This window comes from Kitasatospora sp. NPDC038210 (genome assembly GCF_055600605.1).
This window is the reverse complement of the sequence record NZ_JBVJYK010000001.1, coordinates 698,222-715,394: the sequence shown is the minus strand read 5'-3', so window position 1 is coordinate 715,394 and position 17,173 is coordinate 698,222. Positions and strand designations below refer to the sequence as shown.

Below are 17,173 nucleotides of genomic sequence, written 5' to 3'. Positions count from 1 at the left end.
GGTGGGTCGATCCTCACAGACGGGCACCGGTCTTCGTCCGCGGGGGCCCGCCCGCTCAGTTGACGGCGGCGCGCTCGGCCTCGCGGGCGCGCAGTTCGCGGCGGAGGATCTTGCCGGCCGCGGACTTGGGGACGGCGTCCACGAACTCCACCGCGCGGACCTTCTTGTACGGGGCGACCAGCCCGGCGACGTATCCGGTGACCTCCTCGGCGGTCAGGGCGCTGCCCGGGGTGCGGACCACGAAGGCCTTGGGGCACTCGGTGCCGTCGGCGTCCGGCACGCCGATCACGGCGGCGTCGGCGATCTCGGGGTGGCCGAGCAGCACGGCCTCCAGTTCGGCGGGGGCGACCTGGTAGCCCTTGTACTTGATCAGTTCCTTGACCCGGTCGACGATGTACAGGTAGCCGAGCTCGTCCACGTAGCCGACGTCGCCGGTGTGCAGCCAGCCGTCGGCGTCGATCACGGCGGCGGTCGCGGAGGGGCGGCCGAGGTAGCCCTTCATCACCTGGGGGCCGCGGATCAGCAGTTCTCCGCGCTCCCCCGCGCCGAGGTCCCCGGCGGAGCCGTCCAGGGCGGTGACCCGCAGTTCGGTGGAGGGGACGATCCGGCCGACCGAGCCGCGCGGGGGGTCGCCCTCCCGGGGGGAGACCACGTGGGTGACCGGGGAGAGCTCGGTCATGCCGTAGCCCTGGAGCAGGTGCGGCAGGCCGAGGCGCCGGGCGCAGGCGTCGGCGAGTTCGCGGTCGAGCGGGGCGGCGGCGCACAGCAGGTACTCGACGGAGGAGAGGTCGTACCGGTCCACGGCCGGGTGCTTGGCCAGCGCCAGGGCGATCGGCGGCGCCACCACCAGGGCCTGTACCCGGTGCTCCTCGACGGCCCGGCAGAACTGCTCCAGGTCGAAGCGGGGCAGCACGACCACGGTGGCGCCGCAGCGCAGCGGCTGGTTGAGCAGCGCCGCGAGGCCGTAGATGTGGAAGAAGGGGAGGACGGCGAGCACCCGCTCGCCCTCGGCGGGGCGGTAGAGGGCGTCGCACTGGGCGAGGTTGGTGGCGATCGAGCGGTGGGTGAGCATGACGCCCTTGGGCAGGCCGGTGGTACCGCTGCTGTAGGGGAGCACGGCGACGTCCTCGCCCGGGTCGATGGCGACCTCGGGGGCGGGGCCGGGCGCGGCGAGCAGGTCGGCGAGCGAGCGGTGGCCGTCGGCGCCGTCCAGGACGACGATCTCGGTCAGCGGGCGGCCCTGCCCGGCCGCCAGTTCGGCGGCCGCACGGGCGGTGGGCAGGAACGGGGACACGGTGACCAGCCAGCGGGCGCCGCTGTCGCACAGCTGGCCGGCCAGTTCGGCGGGCGTGGCCAGGGAGGACACCGTGGTGACGGTGGCGCCGGCCCGGGTGGCGCCGTAGTAGGCCATCGGGTAGACGGTCGAGTTGGGGCTGAACAGGGCGAGGACGTCGCCCCGGCGCACGCCCAGCTCGGCCAGGCCGGCGGCGACCCGATCGACGGCGGCGGCGAGCTGCGCGTAGCTGACGTGCTCCCCGGTGAGGCCGTCGATCAGGGCCGGCCGGTCGCCGTACCGGGCCGCGGCGCCGAGGACCGCGTCATGGACCGGCAGGTCGACGACGGGGACGTCCGGGAACTCGCTTCGGAACACCAAGGCATGCCTCCAGTAAGGAAGTTGACGCGGCAACTAAACCTGCGTGCGGTGCGCGTTCAGGAGCATACGGACAGTCAGGGGGCAGGCTGGGCCATTGTGGGGAACCGGGGACGGAACTCGCGTGGCACGTGTGTTCCCGGGGGCGCCCGCCCGGACGCCGCCGCACCACGCCCGCCCGCCCCCTGGCGCGGTCCCGGCCCCGGAGCGCCCCCGTCCCTCCCCCGCCGCCGGCCCGGCGAGACCACTCCGGTGGCCGTCACCCACACCGGGCCGTCACCCGCCGCGGGCCGGCCGTCCCGCACCGGCCCGGGCGCCGCGTACGGGCGGCAGCGCGGTGTTCGCACGGCCGTCCCCGGCCGGTGACTCAGTACGACTTGGGCAGGCCGAGGGTGTGCTGGGCGACGTAGTTGAGCACCATCTCGCGGCTGACCGGGGCGACCCGGCCGACCCGGGTGGCGGCCAGCAGGGCGCCCAGCCCGTACTCCTGAGTGAGGCCGTTGCCGCCGAGGGTCTGCACCGCCTGGTCGACGGTCCGGGCGGCGGCCTCGCCGGCGGCGTACTTGGCCATGTTCGCGGCCTCCCCGGCGGCGAGGTCCTCGCCCTCGTCGTAGAGCAGCCCGGCCTTCTGGGTCATCAGCCGGGCCAGCTCGATCTCCACCGCGCACTGCGCGAGCGGGTGTGCCAGGCCCTGGTGGGCGCCGATCGGGGTGGACCAGACGGTGCGCGTCTTCGCGTACTCGACGGCCTTGCCGAGAGCCTGGCGGGCCAGGCCGAGCGAGAACGCGGCGGTGAGGACGCGCTCCGGGTTCAGACCCGCGAACAGCTGCAGCAGGCCGGCGTTCTCGTCGCCGACCAGGGCGTCGGCGGGCAGCCGGACGTCGTCCAGGAAGACCTGGAACTGCTTCTCGGGGGCGACGAGTTCCATCGGTATCGCCCGGTACTCGAACCCCGTGGTCTCGCGCGGGACGACGAACAGGCACGGCTTGAGCTTGCCGGTCCGCGCGTCCTCGGTGCGGGCCACGAACAGGACGGCGTCGCAGTGGTCGATGCCGGAGACGAACACCTTGCGGCCGGTGAGCAGCCAGTCCTCGCCGTCGCGGCGGGCGACGGTGGAGATCCGGTGCGAGTTGGAGCCCGCGTCGGGCTCGGTGATGCCGAAGGCCATCCGGCGGCTGCCGTCGGCGAGGCCGGGCAGCCAGCGCCGCTTCTGCTCCTCGGTGCCGTAGCGGGCGATCACCGTGCCGCAGATCGCCGGGGAGACGATGAGCAGCAGCAACGGGCAGCCGGCGGTGCCGAGTTCCTCCAGGACGATGGCGAGGTCGGTGATGCCGCCGCCTCCGCCGCCGTACTCGGCGGGCAGGTTGACGCCGAGGTAGCCGGCCTTGCCGGCCTCCGCCCACAGCTCGTCGGCGGGCTCGCCGGCGCGGGCCTTGGCGAGGTAGTAGGCGGAGCCGTAGCGGCGGCCGAGGTCGCCGACGGCCTGGCGCAGGGCGCGGCGTTCGGGGGTTTCGAGGAGCTGACTGCCGATGGCGGACATGCGGGGGTCCTTCCTCAGACCTCTTGGGTGGACTTGACGACGGCCAGCAGGGTGCCGAGTTCGACCTGTCGGCCGGGGGTTGCGCGGAGTTCCACGAGGACGCCGTCGGCCGGGGCGGTGACGCGGTGCTCCATCTTCATCGCCTCCAGCACGAGCAGCGGCTGGCCGGCGGTGACGGCGTCCCCGACCTCGGCGGTGACACGGACGACGGTGCCGGGCATCGGGGCGAGCAGGGCGCCGGGGTCGGTCTCGACGGTGGGCTCGGGGAAGCGCGGGAGCGCGGTGAGCGCGGTGCCGCCGGCCGGGGTGTCGACGTACACCCGGTCGCCGTGGCGGGCGACGCGGTAGGTGCGGCGCAGCCCGCCCTCGCGCAGCACGACCCGGTCGGGGCCGGCCTCGACCAGCTCGACGTCCGGCTGGTCCTCGGCCTGCAGGCCGGTGCGGGTGAGGCGGTAGCGGACCTCGCACTCGGCGCCGTCGTCCGCCCGGTAGCGCTTGAGCTGCGGCTGGGAGGGCAGGTTGCGCCAGCCGGACGGGAGCGCGGTGCGCCGGGCGGCGGCGTCGGCGAGGGCGGCGGCCAGGGCCGCGCGTTCGACGCCCCCGGTGTCCGGCGCGGTGAGTTCGGCGCCGTGCTCGGCGAGGAAGCCGGTGTGCAGGCGCCCGTCCAGGAAGGCCGGGTGCCGCAGCGCGCGGACCAGCAGCTCCCGGTTGGTGGCGGGCCCGTGGATCCGGGCGCGGGCCAGGGCGTCGGCCAGCCGGCGGGCGGCGGCCGCGCGGGTCGGCGCCCAGGCGATCACCTTGGCGAGCATCGCGTCGTAGTGCGGGGTGATCTCGCTGCCGGCCTCGACGCCGCAGTCCAGTCGCAGACCGGCGTCCGGTCCGGCCCCGGCGTCCGTTCGAGCCCCGGCGTCCGTTCGGGGCCCGGCGTCCGTTCGGCCCCCTGATCCGGTGAACTCCTGGTGCGGCACGGTGAGTTCGAGGCAGTGCAGGGTGCCGGTGGCGGGCTGCCAGTCCTTGGCCGGGTCCTCCGCGTACAGGCGGGCCTCGATCGCGTGACCGCGCAGCGCCGGGGGCTCCGGCGGCAGCTGCCGCCCTTCGGCGACGGCGAGTTGGAGGGCCACCAGGTCCAGCCCGGTGACCGCCTCGGTGACCGGGTGCTCGACCTGGAGGCGGGTGTTCATCTCCAGGAACCAGAACCGGCCGTCCTCGGCGAGCAGGAACTCGGCGGTGCCGGCGCCGACGTAGCCGATCGCCCGGGCGGCGCTCACCGCGGCCGCGTGCAGCTCGGCGCGGACGTCTGCCGGGAGGCCGGGGGCCGGGGCCTCCTCGATCACCTTCTGGTGCCGTCGCTGCAGCGAGCAGTCGCGGTCGCCGACCGCCCAGGCCGTGCCGTGCGCGTCGGCCAGCAGCTGGACCTCGACGTGCCGCCCGGCGGGCAGGTAGCGCTCGCAGAACACCTCGTCCGAGCCGAAGGCCTTGGCCGCCTCGGTCCGGGCGGCCGCCAGCTCGCCGGGCAGGTCCGCGAGGCTCCGGACGACCCGCATGCCGCGGCCGCCACCGCCCGCCGCGGCCTTCACCAGGAGCGGCAGGTCGGCCTCGCCGGGCGAGGTGAGCGCGCCCAGGACGGGCACCCCGGCCTCGGCCATCAGCCGTTTGGCGGCCGTCTTGGAGCCCATCGCGGCGATCGCGGCCGGCGGCGGGCCGACCCAGAGCAGGCCGGCGTCCAGCACCGCCTGCGCGAACCCGGCGTCCTCGGAGAGGAACCCGTAGCCGGGGTGAACGGCGTCGGCCCCGGCGGCGAGCGCGGCGCGGACGATCGCCTCGGCCCGCAGATAGGTGTCGGCGGGCGCCGCACCGGGCAGGCGGACGGCCGCGTCGGCCTCGCGCACGTGCGGCGCGTCGGCGTCCGGGTCGGAGTGGACGGCGGTGGTCGCGATGCCGAGTTCCCGGCAGGTGCGGAAGACCCGGCGGGCGATCTCGCCCCGGTTGGCGACCAGCAGGTTGCCGATCAGTGTCGTGGAAGTCATGGGTGGCTCCGTCACAGGGTCTGGCTCACAGGGGTCCGGCTCACATGCGGAAGACGCCGTAGCCACGCGCGCCCTCGACCGGCGCGTTGTGGATCGCGGACAGGCACAGGCCCAGCACCGTACGGGTGTCGCGCGGGTCGATCACACCGTCGTCGTAGAGGCGGCCGGACAGGAACACCGGCAGCGACTCGGCCTCGATCTGCTGCTCGACCATCGCCCGGATCGCCGCGTCCGCGTCCTCGTCGTACGGCTGGCCCTTCGCCGCGGCCGACTGCCGGGCGACGATCGACAGCACCCCGGCGAGCTGCTGCGGGCCCATCACGGCGGACTTGGCGCTCGGCCACGAGAACAGGAAGCGCGGCTCGTACGCCCGGCCGCACATGCCGTAGTGGCCGGCGCCGTAGGAGGCGCCCATCAGGACGGACAGGTGGGGCACCGTGGAGTTGGAGACGGCGTTGATCATCATCGCGCCGTGCTTGATGATGCCGCCCTGCTCGTAGTCCTTGCCGACCATGTACCCGGTGGTGTTGTGCAGGAACAGCAGCGGGGTGTTCCGCTGGTTGGCCAACTGGATGAACTGGGCGGCCTTCTGCGACTCGGCGCTGAACAGCACGCCCTGCGCGTTGGCCAGGACGCCGACCGGGTAGCCGTGCAGCCGGGCCCAGCCGGTGGCCAGGCTGGTGCCGTAGAGCGGCTTGAACTCGTCGAAGTCCGAGCCGTCGACCAGCCGGGCGATCACCTCGCGCGGGTCGAAGGGCACCTTGAGGTCGCCGGGGACGATGCCCAGCAGCTCCTCCTCGGCGTACTTCGGCGGCTCGGCGAGCGGGGCGGGGCCCGGGCCGGGCTTGCGGTGGTCGAGCCGGGCGACGATCCGGCGGGCCAGCCGCAGCGCGTCCGCCTCGTCCGCCGCGAAGTGGTCCGCGAGGCCGGAGGTGCGGGCGTGCATCTCGGCGCCGCCGAGCGACTCGTCGTCGGCCTCCTCGCCGGTGGCCATCTTGACCAGCGGCGGTCCGCCGAGGAACACCTTGGCCCGCTCCTTCACCAGCACGGTGTGGTCGGACATCCCGGGGACGTACGCGCCGCCGGCCGTGGAGTTGCCGAACACCACGGCCACGGTGGGGATTCCGGCGGCGGACAGCCGGGTGAGGTCCCGGAACAGGGCGCCCCCGGGGATGAAGATCTCCTTCTGGCTGGGCAGGTCCGCGCCACCGGACTCGACCAGGTTCACCAGCGGCAGGCGGTTCTGCAGCGCGATCTCGTTGGCCCGCAGGGCCTTGCGCAGCGTCCAGGGGTTGCTGGCGCCGCCGCGCACGGTGGGGTCGTTGGCGGTGATCACGCACTCGACGCCCTCGATCACGCCGATGCCGGTGACCAGCGCGGCGCCGACCGGGTGGTCGCTGCCCCAGGCTGCCAGCGGGGACAGCTCCAGGAACGGCGAGTCCGGGTCGATCAGCAGCTCGATCCGCTCGCGGGCCAGCAGCTTGCCGCGCTTGCGGTGGCGTTCCACGTACTTGGGGCCGCCGCCGGCCAGGGCCTTGGCGTGCTCGGCGTCCAGCTCGGCGAGCTTGGCGAGCATCGCGGCACGGTGGTCGGCGTACTCGGGCCCGGCCGGGTCGACGCGGGTGGGCAGGACGGTCACAGCGGCGTCTCCGGGCTGTCGGCGAGCGGTTCCGGGGTCGGGGGCGTGGTCGTGGTAGCGGCCAGGAGCGTGGTCGCGGTCGGCAGCGTGGTCACGGTCGGGAGCGTGGTCGCGGTCGGGAGCGGACCGGGGAGCTCGGTCGGGCTCAGGAGCGAGGTCGGGATGTCCAGGTGACGGGAGCGCAGCCACTCGCCCAGCGCCTTGGCCTGGGGATCGAAGCGGTGGCGGGCGGCGACGCCCTGGCCGAGCAGACCGGTGAGGGTGAAGTTGACCGCGCGCAGGTTCGGCAGCACATGCCGGGTGATGTCCGACTCGGCGGTCTCGGGCAGGAGTTCGCGCAGCCGCGACACGGTGAGGGTGTGCACGAGCCAGCGCCAGCCGTCCTCGGTACGGGCCCAGACGCCCAGGTTGGCATCACCGCCCTTGTCACCGCTGCGGGCGCCGGCCACCAGGCCGAGGGGAGCCCGCCGGGTGGGCCCGTCGGGCAGCGGCTCGGGCAACTCCGGCTCGGGCAGCGGAAGTCCGGCCGACACCGGATGGCCGGTGACCGGCGCGGGCGGGACGGCGATCCGGCGACCGTCCGGCAGTACGGCGGTGTGCTCGACGGCCTTGGCGTCGACGTACGCGGCGGTGAACACCCCGTACGGCGCGCCCGGTCCCGGCGGGGCGGTGAGGTGGAAGCCGGGGTACCCGGCCAGTCCCAACTCCACCGCGGCCTTGCCGAGTTCACGGCCCACCTTGGCCGGGTCGGGGTCTCGGGCGGTCAGCCGCAGCAGGGCCGAGGCGGTCTCCTCGGTCGGGGCGTCGGGGTGGTCGGTGCGGGCCAGCGTCCAGCGCAGTTCGGCGGGGCGGGCCGCGGGCGGCAGCGCCTCGGCGAACTGCCGTTGCACCAGTGCCGCCTTGGCCTCGATGTCCAGGCCGGTGAGGACGAACACCACCTCGTTGTGGTGGCCGCCGAGGGCGTTGAGGCCCACCTTGAGCGTGGCCGGCGGCGCCTCGCCCCGGACCGGGTCGATCCGGACCCGGTCCGGGCCCTGCCCGGTGAGCCGGACGGTGTCCAGCCGGGCGGTGACGTCCGGGCCGAGGTAGTGGGATCCGCCGGTCTCGTACAGGAGTTGGGCGGTGACGGTGCCGGTGGTGACGGCGCCGCCGGTGCCCGGGTGCTTGGTGATCACACTGGAGCCGTCGGCGTGCAGTTCGGCGATCGGGAAGCCGGGGTGGGTCACGTCGTGCTCGCGGAAGAACGCGTAGTTGCCGCCGGTCGCCTGGGCGCCGCACTCCAGGACGTGTCCGGCGACCACCGCCCCGGCGAGGGCGTCGAGGTCGTCCGGGGTCCAGCCGAACTGGGCGATGCCGGGGCCGACGACCAGCGCGGCGTCGGTGACCCGGCCGGTGACCACCACGTCCGCGCCCTCCCGCAGGCAGGCCGCGATGCCGAAGCCGCCGAGGTAGGCATGGGCGGCCAACAGTCCTTCCGGCAGGCCGAGTTCCTCCCGGCGCGGCAGCAGGTCGTCGCCCTCGACGTGCGCGACGGCCGCCTCGACACCCAGGCGCCGCGCCAGTGCGCGCAGGTCGTCGGCGAGCCGCGCCGGGTTGAGGCCACCCGCGTTCACCACGATCCGCACGCCGCGCTCGCGGGCCAGCCCGAGGCACTCCTCCATCTGCCGCAGGAAGGTCCGGGCGTAGCCGCGCGCCGGGTCCTTCAACCGGTCGCGCGCCAGGATGAGCATGGTCAGCTCGGCCAGGTAGTCCCCGGTGAGCACGTCCAGCGGCCCGCCGGTGAGCATCTCCCGGACCGCGTCGAAGCGGTCCCCGTAGAACCCCGAGGCGTTGCCGATCCGCAGTACCGTGCGTTCGCGCACCAAGGCGCCTCCCCTGACGGTGAGTTGGCGCCGACCCCGGACGGGCGCCGCCGGCAGCAGCGTGGCACCGCCCGGAGAAAAAAGCAATCATGCCTGCTTGTTTTCAGGCACCCGATTCCGCCGGCCGCCGCGCTCGGGACGGGCGGTTCACCGCGCGAGCAGGTTCTGCACCAGGCCGGTCATCTTGGCCGAGGGCGCGACGTTGAGTTCCCGCTGCAGGAACGAGCGGTAGTGCTGGTAGGCGCGCAGCGCACTCGCCATGTTGCCCTCGGCGAGGTGCACCTCCATCACGATCCGGTGCGCCGTCTCCCGGATCGGGTCGATGGCGATGGCGGCCAATGCCGCCTGGAGGGCCGCGAGGTAGCGCTCGGCGCCGCAGAGTTGGCGGGCCAGGCCCTCCAGCGCGTACAGCCTCAGCTGGCCCCACCGTTCGCGCGGCAGCGCCAGCCACTCGTCCTCCCAGTCGGGCAGCAGGTCGGCGGCGAGGTCGTCCACGAGTCGGTCGATGTCGGCGGGCAACTGGGCTCCTCCCGCCGCGACTTGCCGGGCGCTGCCCCAGGCGCGCCACAGGTCGATCCGGACGTCCTCGCAGAGCATCAGTCGGCGGCCGTCGCTCTCGACGACCAGGGTCAGGCCGAACCGCCGCACCTGGTACAGGGCCGACCGCAGGTTGGCGGCCGCCCGGCAACGGGTGCAGTCCGGCCAGAGCTGCTCGGCGACCGTGCCGCGCGAAGCGCCCTCGCTGTGCAGGGCCAGGAACGCCAACAGGCGCTGTGCGCCCACCGGGAGGGGAACGCGCTCTCCCGCGCTGGTGGCTTCGAAGCCCCGTAGTAGTTTGATGCCCGGAGCAATCCATGACACACCACCACTGTGCAGTCCCCGGCGGATTCTCGCACCCCGTCAGGAGCACCGCCCGTCCGACCGTCGGCGCCGCACTGCCCCGTCGCGGCGCGATCACCGCCTCGTCGCGACCCGATCCCGACACCGTCCCCCGTCCGTCCACGCAGGTGTCGGCGGACGTCGCCCGGCCGTTGCGCCGGCGTCACCCGAACATCGCACCGGTGTGGCACGGCCGACCCCGCCCTGCCCCGCCCGCACGCCGGGCGACCAGCTCGCCCCGGCCGTCCGAGCGTTGGGCCCGGGAGCGGACCGTCACCCCGGACGACCACCGCGCCACGGCCGCGCGACGCCCCGGGGACGCCCGGACCCACGCACCCGCGACGGACCGCCGTACACCCGCCCGACGGGCGGTGCGGACGCTGGCTTCACCCGGTGCGGGCCACCGCACCGGAGCGACCGGCCGGCACGCGCCGAAGGCGGCGTCGCCGTACGGAAGCGGCACGGAGCACCCCTCGGCGGGGCGCACCCCGACGCACCGGACGCCCTCGACGCACCCGAAGCGCCCGAAGCGCCCGAAGCGCCCCGACCCGACCCGAACCACCGAGAAGGCGGTGCCGCATGGAGGCCAGATCGGTCCTGCGGGGCCTGCAGCCGCCGACGGGCGCCGACCCGCCCGGCGGGCTCCTGCCGGGCGACGACCTGCTGGGCGACAGCGAGGTGTGCATCGCCGTCCTGGACGGTCCGGTCGACCTCGCCCATCCCTGCTTCGCGGGTGCGGACCTGACCCGGCTGGACACCCTGGTCGGGGAGCCGGCCGGGCCCGGCCCGATGTCGCTGCACGGCACCCACGTCGCGAGCCTCCTGTTCGGCCAGCCCGGCAGCGGAGTGGTCGGGATCGTTCCGCGCTGCCGGGGCCTGATCCTCCCGGTCTTCACGGACGAGGGGGCCGGCCGGGTCCCGCAGTTGGATCTGGCCCGGGCCGTCGAACGGGCGGTGCAGGAGGGTGCGCACATCGTCAACATCAGCGGTGGCGAACGCAGCCAGGACGCCCAGGCGGACGGCATGCTGGAGCGCGCGTTGCGGCTGTGCGACGAGAGCGGGGTCCTGGTCGTCGCGGCCGTCGGCAACGACGGCTGCGACTGCCAACAGGTGCCGGCCGCCGTGGCGTCGGTGCTCGCCGTGGGCGCCGCCGCGGCCGACGGTTCGCCGCTGGAGATCAACAACTGGAGCTCCGCCTACGCCGCCACCGGCGTCCTCGCCCCGGGCCAGGACATCGAGGGGGCCGCTCCGGGCGGTGGGCGGATCGCCCTCACGGGCAGCAGCTTCGCCACGCCCCTGGTGTCCGGGGTCGCCGCCCTGCTGGTCGGTGCGCAGCTGCGCACCGGGCACGGCGCCGATCCGCAGGCCGCCGGCCGGGCCGTGCTGCACGGTGCGGACGCCGTCCCCTGCGAACCCGTCGACGCCCCCGACTGCCGGCGCCGGCTGGCCGGGCGGCTCGACGCCGCCCGGGCGTACCGGCTCGTCGTCCGGGGTGATGTGACCGGTCATCAGGAGCCGGTCACGGCCGGCGTCGAGGCCGCCGCGCCCGTCGTCCGGCCCTCCCCCGGGTCCGAGGCCCGCGCTGCCGACGCAGCCCCGGCCGGAGCCCTCCCCTCCGGCTCGTCCGACCAGTACGAGGAAGTCACCACCATGGATACCGAGAGCGCCTCCGTCGTCACCGCACAGCAGCGGGCCTCCGTCCCGGCCGCCGCGCCCGTCCCCGCGGGTGCGGGCGGCCCGGTCGGCGAACCGGCCGGCTCCGTCCTCCCCACGCCGCCGGTACCGGAACCGGCCGGACTCGCGCCCGCCGGTGCGACCGCGGTCGGTGCCACTCCGCCGGCGCCCCCGGCCCCCGGTGCCTGCCGCTGTCAGGGCGGCGGCCCCGAGTCGGCCGGGCCGGGCACCGGCGCCCCCGCCTCCGCCCCGGCCGCCCAGTCGGCCGCCCAGCCGCTCCCGCCGCCGGTCCAGGCCTCCGCCCCGCCCCTCGCGGAACCCGCCCGGCCGGCGCCCGCGGTCGGCGGCGGCGTGCGCCCCTCGTGCGCGTCCACCAACGACCGCCCGCTCGTCTACGCGATCGGACAGGTCGGCGTCGACTTCCTCACCGAAGCCCGCCGGGACAGCTTCCGCCAACTGATGAGCCCGGTCGCCGGCGCGCCCACCCCGGACGGCCGTCCGACCGAGGCGCCCGCCAACCCCTACGACGCCCGGCAGCTGTACGGCTACCTGGTCCAGAACCCCTGGGCGTCCGACAAGGTCACCTGGACGCTGACCATGGACGGCACCCCGCTCTACGCGCTGGAGGCGGAGCCCGCTGCGGGGATGGACTGGAGCGCGCCGATCCTCGACCCGTCCTTCGACTCCGCCCGGCTGCAGCAGCTGGCCGGCCGACCCGACGAGCTCGTCCAGGTCCTGCTCCGGATCGCCTCCCCGCCGGTCTCCACGGTGTACCGCACGCTCCGGGACGCCCTGCTCGGCCAGGCCCAGGGCACGAGCGACCCGACGTACGTCTCCAGGGTCTCGATACCCGGTCGGCTGACCGACCGCAGCGTCCGGCTGTTCTCGGGCCAGGTCGTGCCGGTCGTCGAGGTCAAGAGCCGCGGTCTCTACACCTGGACGGAGGCGCTGCTGACCCAGGAGGTGCTGAAGGCCGTGGAGGACGACACCAAGGCACGCAAGATCACGGTCGACGAGACGGCGATCCGCACGACCGTCCGCGCGTTCCTCGACAAGATCTACTACCAGTTCCGCAACCTCGGCCAGAGCTCCGCCGACCGGGCCCTCAACTACGCCGGAACCAACGCGTTCCTGTTCGGCAGCCAGATCAGCGCGGGCATGCTCGCCGCCAAGCACGTGCCCGGACCGGGCGACCGGCTGTACACGCTCGAATCCATCAGCGTCACGAAGAGCCCGTACTGCCGGATGGGATCGGACTGCCAGGACGTCACGGTCCGGTTCTTCGACCCGGAGAACGACCGCAGGGCCCGGGTGACCTGGCTCTTCACCATCGACGTCAGCGACGAGATGCCGGTCAGCCTGGCGCCGACCCACCAGTTCCTCGACTGAGCCGGACACGGTCGCGTCCGCGACGCGGGCCCCGAACGGGGTCCGGGACGACCGCACGGCAGCCCCCCACGAGGAGGAGGACCACGATGAACGCCCCCGACGGGCTCCCCAAGCCCGCCCCCGCGCTCCCCGCCCAGGCCCGGCCCGTCCGCCGGGACGACCCCGGGGAGCCCGCCCACCAACGGACCGGCCCGGGGGTCCGAGCGGCCCTCTCCCCGTGCGCCGGCATGCCGGGCCTGGCCCGGCAGATGTGCTACGCGGCGCAGTACGGCACCTGACCGGTCCGACACCTGAGGAAGGAGACCGTGATGACCGACCAGCCCCTGGCAGCCCCCACGGCGTTCCAGCCGCCGGCTCCACGGATCCCCCGGCTGGCCCCGCCCGTCCTGCGGGCCGGGCACGGGCCGGGCGGCGCCGCCGGTGGCGGCGTGGCGCCGAGCATCGGGGCACTGGAGTACCTCGGCAAGACGCTCGACCCCTACGTCGGCCTGCCCGACCTGCCCTACGACCAGATCGGCGACACGATCAGCAGCATCGGCAGCACCATCGCGGGCTGGTTCAGCTGACGCCCGCGCTCCCGGCGGCCGCCGCCTCCTGCACGTGAACGGCGGTGGGAGGCGGCGGGAACCACCCGGAAGGAGAAGGATGATGATCAACGAAGGCATGCACGAAGCGACCGGGCTGCCCACGCCCGGGCCGCAGCTCCCGCGGCTGGCCCCGCCGGTCGACCGCACCGGCACCGGCGGCGGAGCGCTCGGCGCCGCCCCCGGCGTCGAGGCCGACTTCAGCCTGGGCGACCTCGTCAGCGGGCTGGGCAAGGTGGCCAAGACCGTGGTCCCGGGCCTCGGAGGCATCCTCGGAGGCATCTTCTGAACGGCGTTCCCCACACCGGCGGCAGGGCCCGGAGCCCTGTCGCCGACCGGAACGCGGATGAATCCAGAGAGGCGGAACCATGCGTCACGACCCGCCACAACTACCGCCGATCGACCGCAGGATCCCCTACCAGCCCGACCTCAAGCCGTTCGGCGACCGGACCCCCGCCGAGGGGGACGCCATCGTCGCCGTGCAGCACGGGCCGGCGAAGCCCCTGCCGGCCGCCCTCGGCGGCCCGGGCGGCTCCACGGCGGGGACGACGGCGCTCCCCGTCCTGCTGGACGGCCCCGGCGGACTGTTCGGTGCCCCACCCGGCGATCCGGCCCCGTGGACGTGCGGTGGACGGCCCACCCCGGGCTGCCTGCCGCCCCCACCGCCGGTGATCGGCGGGCGCCGCTGATCCCTCGCCACCCGGCACCCCGCCCGGGCCCCCGGCTCCTGCCCGGGGGCCCGGGCAGGAGCCCGTGCCGCGACCGGGCGATCGGACCGATCAGTTTCGGAGAAGCACCCGGCGCGGGCCCGCGCCTAGCGTTGCGGTCATGAGCGACATCACCATTCACTGGACCTTCCTCCCGCACACCGACCCCGAGGCCTCCCTCGCGTTCTACCGCGACCTGCTCGGCTTCGAGGTCCGCAAGGACGTCGGCGGCGGTGCGATGCGCTGGATCACCGTCGGCCCCGCGGACCAGCCCGGCGTCTCCCTCGTCCTGGAGCCGCCGGCGATCGACCCGGGCGTCACCGAGGACGAGCGCAGGACCATCACCGAGATGATGGCGAAGGGCACCTACGCCCGGCTCGTCCTCGGCACCGCCGACCTGGACGGCGTCTTCGACCGGCTGAAGTCCGGCGGCGCCGAGCTGGTGCAGGAGCCGGCCGAGCAGCAGTGGGGGGCGCGCGACTGCGCCTTCCGCGACCCGGCGGGCAACCTGATCCGGTTCAACGAGGTGCGCTGAGCCACCGCCGGCGAACCGCCGCACCGCACGGCCGCCGCACCGCCGACCCGCACGGCCGCCGCACCGCCGACCCGCCGGCTCGCCGGCCCGCCGGGTCGGCACCCGCCACAGCCCGCCGGGCCCGCTCCCGCGCCATCGGCCGGACCGGACCCCCTCGACTCTGGTTGGATCGAGGGGACCGCCGACCGTGGCCGCGGGGACGGGCCCGCCCGATCGACAGGGAGAGACGACACGATGCCCAAGAGGACGGACGCGCACCCCGCGCCGCACGCCGCCGACAGCCATGACCTGATCCGCGTCCACGGCGCACGCGAGAACAACCTCAAGGACGTCAGCGTCGACATCCCCAAGCGCCGGCTGACGGTGTTCACCGGCGTGTCCGGCTCGGGCAAGAGCTCGCTGGTGTTCGACACCATCGCCGCCGAGTCCCAGCGGCTGATCAACGAGACCTACAGCGCCTTCGTCCAGGGCTTCATGCCCTCCCTGGCCCGCCCCGAGGTGGACGTCCTGGAGGGCCTGACCACCGCGATCATCGTCGACCAGCAGCGGATGGGCGCCGACCCGCGCTCCACCGTGGGCACCGCCACCGACGCCAACGCGATGCTGCGCATCCTCTTCAGCCGACTCGGCACGCCGCACATCGGCTCGCCCAAGGCCTTCTCCTTCAACGTCCCCTCGATCAGCGGGGCGGGCGCCGTCACCGTCGAGCGCGCCGGCAAGACCGTCAAGGAGCGCCGCAGCTTCAGCATCACCGGCGGCATGTGCCCGCGCTGCGACGGCCGGGGCAGCGTCTCCGACATCGACCTGACGCAGCTGTACGACGACAGCAAGTCGATCGCCGAGGGCGCGATCACCATCCCCGGCTGGAAGACCGACAGCTGGTGGACGGTCGGCGTGTACGCCAACTCCGGCTTCCTCGACCCGGACAAGCCGATCCGCGAGTACACCGGTAAGGAACTGGAGGACTTCCTCCACCGGGAGCCGACCAAGGTCAAGGTCAAGGGCGTCAACCTCACCTACGAGGGCCTGATCCCCAAGATCCAGAAGTCGATGCTGTCCAAGGACAAGGACGCCCTGCAGCCGCACATCCGGGCCTTCGTGGAGCGAGCCGTCACCTTCACCGCCTGCCCCGACTGCGGGGGCACCCGGCTCAGCGAGGCCGCCCGCTCCTCCAGGATCGCGGGCATCAGCATCGCCGACGCCTGCGCGATGCAGATCACCGACCTCGCCGACTGGGTGCGCAAACTCGACGAGCCCTCGGTGACGCCGCTGCTCACCACCCTGCGGCAGACCCTCGACTCCTTCGTGGAGATCGGCCTCGGCTACCTCTCGCTGGACCGCCCGGCGGGCACGCTCTCCGGCGGCGAGGCGCAGCGGGTCAAGATGATCCGCCACCTCGGCTCCTCGCTCACCGACACCACGTACGTCTTCGACGAGCCCACCACCGGCCTGCACCCGCACGACATCGACCGGATGAACAAGCTGCTGCTGCGCCTGCGCGACAAGGGCAACACGGTGCTGGTGGTCGAGCACAAGCCGCAGACCATCGCGATCGCCGACCACGTGGTCGACCTCGGCCCCGGTGCCGGGACGGCCGGCGGCTCGGTCTGTTACGAGGGCGGCGTCGAGGGGCTGCGGACCAGCGGCACCGTCACCGGCCGCCACCTGGCCGACCGGGCGCCGCTGCGGGAGAACGTGCGCAGGCCCACCGGGAAGCTGGAGATCCGGGGCGCGGACACCCACAACCTGCGGGACGTGGACGTGGACGTCCCGCTCGGGGTGCTCACCGTGGTGACGGGAGTGGCCGGCTCCGGCAAGAGCTCGCTGATCCACGGCTCGCTGGGTCGACGGTCGGGGGCGGCCGGCGAGGGCGTGGTCTCGGTCGACCAGGGCGCGATCAAGGGGTCGCGGCGAAGCAACCCGGCCACCTACACCGGGCTGCTGGAGCCGATCCGGAAGGCCTTCGCCAAGTCCAACGGCGTCAAGCCGGCCCTGTTCAGCGCCAACTCCGAGGGTGCCTGCCCGACCTGCAACGGCGCCGGGGTGGTCTTCACCGACCTGGCGATGATGGCCGGGGTGGCCAGCACCTGCGAGGACTGCGAGGGCAAGCGGTACCAGCCGGCCGTGCTGGAGTACCGGCTGGGCGGCCGGGACATCGCCGAGGTGCTGGCGATGTCGGTGACCGAGGCCGAGGAGTTCTTCGGTTCGGGCGAGGCCGCGCTCCCGGCCGCCCACCGGATCCTGGAGCGGCTGGCGGACGTCGGGCTGGGCTACGTCAGCCTCGGCCAGCCGCTCACCACGCTCTCCGGCGGTGAGCGACAGCGGCTCAAGCTGGCCACCCACATGGCGGACAAGGGCGGCGTCTACGTCCTGGACGAGCCGACCACCGGCCTGCACCTGGCCGACGTCGAGCAGCTGCTCGGGCTGCTGGACCGGCTGGTCGAGTCCGGCAAGTCGGTGATCGTGATCGAGCACCACCCGGCGGTCATGGCGCACGCCGACTGGATCATCGACCTCGGCCCAGGCGCCGGGCACGACGGCGGGCGGGTGGTCTTCGAGGGCACCCCGGCCGACCTGGTCGCCGCCCGCTCCACGCCGACCGGCGAGGCCCTGGCGGCGTACGTCGGTTAGCCGGCGGCGTACGTCGGTCAGCCGACGGCGTACGTCGGTCAGCCGACGGCGTACG

At 74.4% G+C, this 17,173-nt stretch carries 13 protein-coding genes; 7 read left to right on the top strand and 6 right to left on the bottom strand.

Annotated elements, in window-relative coordinates:
* Positions 1 to 55: 55 nt before the first annotated feature.
* The 6 genes from ACZ7KX_RS02880 to ACZ7KX_RS02855 form a co-directional block, all read right to left on the bottom strand.
* Positions 56 to 1,654 (bottom strand): 4-coumarate--CoA ligase family protein, encoded by a 1,599-nt coding sequence (locus tag ACZ7KX_RS02880; protein ID WP_470324951.1) that lies wholly within the window; start codon positions 1,652 to 1,654, stop codon positions 56 to 58.
* A gap of 364 nt (positions 1,655 to 2,018) precedes the next feature.
* Positions 2,019 to 3,191 (bottom strand): acyl-CoA dehydrogenase family protein, encoded by a 1,173-nt coding sequence (locus ACZ7KX_RS02875; protein ID WP_470324950.1) that lies wholly within the window; start codon positions 3,189 to 3,191, stop codon positions 2,019 to 2,021.
* A gap of 14 nt (positions 3,192 to 3,205) precedes the next feature.
* Positions 3,206 to 5,218 carry an acetyl/propionyl/methylcrotonyl-CoA carboxylase subunit alpha gene (locus tag ACZ7KX_RS02870; RefSeq protein WP_470324949.1) on the bottom strand — a complete coding sequence of 671 codons (2,013 nt, stop codon included), beginning with the start codon at positions 5,216 to 5,218 and terminating at the stop codon, positions 3,206 to 3,208.
* Positions 5,219 to 5,258: 40 nt separating this feature from the next.
* Positions 5,259 to 6,857 (bottom strand): acyl-CoA carboxylase subunit beta, encoded by a 1,599-nt coding sequence (locus ACZ7KX_RS02865; protein WP_470324948.1) that lies wholly within the window; start codon positions 6,855 to 6,857, stop codon positions 5,259 to 5,261.
* Positions 6,854 to 8,719 (bottom strand): acyclic terpene utilization AtuA family protein, encoded by a 1,866-nt coding sequence (locus ACZ7KX_RS02860; protein WP_470324947.1) that lies wholly within the window; start codon positions 8,717 to 8,719, stop codon positions 6,854 to 6,856. Before ACZ7KX_RS02860 ends, ACZ7KX_RS02865 begins: the two co-directional genes overlap by 4 nt.
* A gap of 147 nt (positions 8,720 to 8,866) precedes the next feature.
* Positions 8,867 to 9,580 (bottom strand): AfsR/SARP family transcriptional regulator, encoded by a 714-nt coding sequence (locus ACZ7KX_RS02855; RefSeq protein ID WP_470324946.1) that lies wholly within the window; start codon positions 9,578 to 9,580, stop codon positions 8,867 to 8,869.
* Between the two features lie 597 nt (positions 9,581 to 10,177).
* Between ACZ7KX_RS02855 and ACZ7KX_RS02850 the strand changes: the two genes are divergently transcribed.
* The 7 genes from ACZ7KX_RS02850 (at position 10,178) to ACZ7KX_RS02820 (ending at position 17,118) form a co-directional block, all read left to right on the top strand.
* Positions 10,178 to 12,661 (top strand): cyanobactin maturation protease PatG family protein, encoded by a 2,484-nt coding sequence (locus ACZ7KX_RS02850; RefSeq protein WP_470324945.1) that lies wholly within the window; start codon positions 10,178 to 10,180, stop codon positions 12,659 to 12,661.
* Between the two features lie 86 nt (positions 12,662 to 12,747).
* Positions 12,748 to 12,939: a hypothetical protein gene (locus tag ACZ7KX_RS02845; RefSeq protein ID WP_470324944.1), complete on the top strand. Its 192-nt coding sequence runs from the start codon at positions 12,748 to 12,750 to the stop codon at positions 12,937 to 12,939.
* Positions 12,940 to 12,969: 30 nt separating this feature from the next.
* On the top strand, positions 12,970 to 13,227 hold the full coding sequence (locus tag ACZ7KX_RS02840; protein WP_470324943.1) for a hypothetical protein: 258 nt from the start codon (positions 12,970 to 12,972) through the stop codon (positions 13,225 to 13,227).
* A 79-nt stretch (positions 13,228 to 13,306) separates the two neighbouring features.
* Positions 13,307 to 13,534, top strand: a complete 228-nt coding sequence (locus ACZ7KX_RS02835; RefSeq protein WP_470324942.1) for a hypothetical protein — start codon at positions 13,307 to 13,309, stop codon at positions 13,532 to 13,534.
* Between the two features lie 79 nt (positions 13,535 to 13,613).
* Positions 13,614 to 13,934 (top strand): hypothetical protein, encoded by a 321-nt coding sequence (locus ACZ7KX_RS02830; RefSeq protein WP_470324941.1) that lies wholly within the window; start codon positions 13,614 to 13,616, stop codon positions 13,932 to 13,934.
* Between the two features lie 139 nt (positions 13,935 to 14,073).
* A complete protein-coding gene (locus ACZ7KX_RS02825) occupies positions 14,074 to 14,487 on the top strand; it encodes a VOC family protein (RefSeq protein WP_470324940.1) in 414 nt (137 codons plus the stop codon).
* Between the two features lie 234 nt (positions 14,488 to 14,721).
* Positions 14,722 to 17,118, top strand: coding sequence for an ATP-binding cassette domain-containing protein (locus ACZ7KX_RS02820; RefSeq protein ID WP_470324939.1), 2,397 nt, complete (start codon positions 14,722 to 14,724; stop codon positions 17,116 to 17,118).
* Positions 17,119 to 17,173: the final 55 nt, after the last annotated feature.

What these genes read in the sequence shown, in the direction of transcription:
- ACZ7KX_RS02875 (WP_470324950.1), bottom strand. Translation starts at nt 3,191, where the DNA reads ATGTCCGCCATCGGCAGTCAGCTCCTCGAAACCCCCGAACGCCGCGCC.
- ACZ7KX_RS02870 (WP_470324949.1), bottom strand. Translation starts at nt 5,218, where the DNA reads ATGACTTCCACGACACTGATCGGCAACCTGCTGGTCGCCAACCGGGGC.
- ACZ7KX_RS02850 (WP_470324945.1), top strand. Translation starts at nt 10,178, where the DNA reads ATGGAGGCCAGATCGGTCCTGCGGGGCCTGCAGCCGCCGACGGGCGCC.
- ACZ7KX_RS02845 (WP_470324944.1), top strand. Translation starts at nt 12,748, where the DNA reads ATGAACGCCCCCGACGGGCTCCCCAAGCCCGCCCCCGCGCTCCCCGCC.
- ACZ7KX_RS02840 (WP_470324943.1), top strand. Translation starts at nt 12,970, where the DNA reads ATGACCGACCAGCCCCTGGCAGCCCCCACGGCGTTCCAGCCGCCGGCT.
- ACZ7KX_RS02835 (WP_470324942.1), top strand. Translation starts at nt 13,307, where the DNA reads ATGATGATCAACGAAGGCATGCACGAAGCGACCGGGCTGCCCACGCCC.
- ACZ7KX_RS02830 (WP_470324941.1), top strand. Translation starts at nt 13,614, where the DNA reads ATGCGTCACGACCCGCCACAACTACCGCCGATCGACCGCAGGATCCCC.
- ACZ7KX_RS02825 (WP_470324940.1), top strand. Translation starts at nt 14,074, where the DNA reads ATGAGCGACATCACCATTCACTGGACCTTCCTCCCGCACACCGACCCC.
- ACZ7KX_RS02820 (WP_470324939.1), top strand. Translation starts at nt 14,722, where the DNA reads ATGCCCAAGAGGACGGACGCGCACCCCGCGCCGCACGCCGCCGACAGC.